The sequence below is a fragment of the Dietzia sp. CW19 genome, assembly GCF_014145265.1.
Classification (GTDB): Bacteria; Actinomycetota; Actinomycetes; order Mycobacteriales; family Mycobacteriaceae; genus Dietzia; species Dietzia natronolimnaea.
The window spans coordinates 1-3,019 of sequence record NZ_JAALEE010000472.1 but is presented as its reverse complement, the minus strand read 5'-3'; the positions used below and the strand labels follow the sequence as shown (position 1 = coordinate 3,019).

Genomic DNA, 3,019 nt, shown 5'->3' with positions numbered 1-3,019 from the left:
CCGGCTCGTCGACGGGCTCGTCGACCGGGTCGTCCAGAGGTTCGTCCGCGCGGTCGGCTGCACTGGGGGTGGGGGGCATGCCGTGGATGGTAGTGACGTGGCGCACCCGTTCCCGCAGGTCATTCGGCATGCCCCGGAATCCTGCCCGAATCCGCCCGGGCGGAGAGTGTTAGCCTGGCCCGGCGGGCTCGGTACCCACGGGTCTGTTCCGACGCCCATCTCGACCACCTCCGGAGCCAACGGCACGTGACCCTGACCCTGACCCTCGCCCTCGCAGTGGCCTTCGGCATCGCGGCGATCTCACCGTTGCTGGCCCGCACCATGGGGCGGGACGCGGGATGGCCGCTCGCGGCGCTGCTCGGCGGCCTCGCCCTGTACATCTGGTTCGCCGTCCCCGTCGACACCGTCTCCACGGTCGCGTGGATGCCCGCGTTGGGCGTCGAACTCCGCCTGTCCCTCGACCCGCTGGCCCGCGTGTTCACCATGATCGTCCTCGGGATCGGGGCCGTGGTGATGGCCTACTCGTCCCGGTACCTCGGGCGCGGTGGCGGTCACGGCGGGTACTACGGCCTGATGACGCTGTTCGCCGCGTCGATGCTCGGGCTGGTCCTGGCGGACGACGTCGTCCTGCTGTTCGTCGCGTGGGAGTTCACGACCCTCTGCTCCTTCTTCCTCATCACGCTCGCCGGCCCCAAGGGAACGCAGCCCGCGGTGCGGACGCTCCTCGTCACCGTCGCGGGCGGGCTGTGCCTGCTCACCGCCGCGGCGCTCATGGTGGTCCGCACCGGCACCACCGTCCTGTCGGAGATCCTGGTCGATCCGGTGTGGTCGACTGACCCCGGCTTCGCCACGGTGATCGCCGTACTGATCGCCATGGCCGCGTTCACCAAGTCCGCGCAGTTCCCGTTCCAGGCGTGGTTGCCGGACGCCATGGTCGCGGCGACCCCGGTCAGCGCGTACCTGCACGCGGCCGCCATGGTCAAGGCCGGCATCTACCTGCTGCTGCGGTTCTCCGAGGCACTGCACGACGTCCCGGTGTGGAACCTGCTCCTCATCACCTGCGGAATGACCACCGCCGTTCTCGGGGCCGTGTTCGCAATGCAGCGGGACGACCTCAAGGAACTGCTGGCCTACTCCACGATCAGCCAGCTGGGCTTCCTGGTGGCGACGATCGGCGTGGGCACCCCGGCCGCCATGGTCGCCGCGATCGTGCACACCATCGCCCACGCGCTGTTCAAGTCGTCCCTGTTCATGTTTGTGGGCGTGGTCGACCAACAGACCGGCACCCGGGCCATGAGTGGTCTCCCGCGGCTCTACCGCATCATGCCCGGCACGGCGATCGGCGTGGGACTGGCCGCGGCGTCGATGGCGGGGCTCCCCCCGCTGCTGGGCTTCGTGTCCAAGGAGTGGATGTTCAAATCCATGCTCGACGCGCCGGGAGCCGCGTGGACCGGGCCCGCGCTCGGTGCCCTGGCCGTGTTCGCCGCCACCTTCACCTTCGCCTACTCGGCACGCTTCCTGCTCGGCGGGTTCGTCACCCACGGCCCCCCGGCGGGGCCGGGCCCCGAGCCGGTACACAGCACCCCGGAGACCATCGAGGCGCCCCACGCCTCGTTCTTCCTCCCCGCCGCCCTGCCCGCGGTGCTGGGGCTGGTGCTCGGATTCACCGGGTTCCTCCTCGAACCCGCTGTCGCGGCAGCGGCCCGCGCCTCCCTCGGCGAGGGATACAAGGCGGATTTCGGTCTGTGGCACGGGTTCGCGCCCGAGTTGTTCATGTCGATGGCCGTGATCGCGTTCGGCATCGTGCTGGTCCTGGTGCGCAATCCCCTGGACCGCTTCCTCAACCGTGAGCTCGCCCCCATCACCGGGGTGGCGACGGTCGACGCGCTGCGCCGCTGGGCCATCGCGGGCGGGGCGCGCGTCGGCGACGTCACCCGGACGGATCGGATCTCCCGGCACGTCTGGGCCGTCCTCGTGGTGCTGGTCGCCCTGGCCGCCGTGGGTGTGGCGGTCGTCCGCCCCGAACCCGAGGTGGGCTCACCCGTCCGGGCGGAGGACTGGGTGGTGGTGCTACTGCTCGTGGTGGGGACCGCAGCCATGGTCATCTCCCGCTCCAGGGTCGGCGCCGTCGCGAACGTCGGGATCGTCGGGTTCGCCATGGCGCTGTGGTTCTTCACTCTCGGTGCGGTCGACGTGGCTTTGACCCAACTCCTCGTCGAGGTCCTCACCGTCGTCGTCATCGTCCTGGTCCTCCAGCGACTCCCCCCCACCTTCCACATGGTCTCCCGCTCACGCATGCTCGTCAGCGCGGCCGTCGCGATCGTGATCGGCCTGGCCTCGGGCGCGGCGGTGTGGGCCATGACCGGTCGCCGGGAACTCTCCGATGTCGGGCGGTACTTCCTCGACAACGCGGAGGAGGACACCGGTGGCATCAACGTGGTCAACACCGTCCTGGTGGACTACCGAGCGCTGGACACCCTCGGCGAACTCACCGTGCTCGGGGTGGCCGGACTCGCGGTGGTCCTGGCTCTGCACGCCAGGCGCACCCTGCCCCGTCGCCAGGTGCGTCTCTCCGTCCCCTCGAATTCGCCGCTCCTGCCCGCCGAGGACAACGGGGTCTTCCTCCGCACGTTCGCCCGGGTACTGGGCCCCCTGATCGTGTTCCTCTCTCTCTACTTCCTCGTGCGCGGCCACAACGCCCCCGGCGGAGGGTTCAACTCCGCGCTCATCGGCGGGGCCGGAATCGCGATCTACTACCTGCGCGCACCCAGGGACGAGGCGGCGCGGATCCGGGTCCCATACGTCGCGGTCATCGCGGCGGGAGTGGTCATCGGGGTCGTCACGGGTCTCGCGGGCTTCGTGGACGGCTCGTTCCTCCTGCCGCTGCACGCCTACCTCGGCGACGTGCACCTCACCACTGCGTTGGTCTTCGACGTGGGCGTCTACCTGGCGGTCCTCGGAGTGATCATGGCCGCGATCGACAAGCTCGGCGGGGACGACCGGAGCGACGAACCCGCCG

The 3,019-nt window shown here is 70.2% G+C and carries 1 protein-coding gene; it reads left to right on the top strand.

What is annotated here, in order from left to right; all coding sequences use genetic code 11:
* Nucleotides 1-246: 246 nt before the first annotated feature.
* Nucleotides 247-3,019, top strand: a 2,773-nt coding sequence (locus G6021_RS13640; protein WP_347238972.1) for a DUF4040 family protein, incomplete at its 3' end; no start/stop codon positions are given.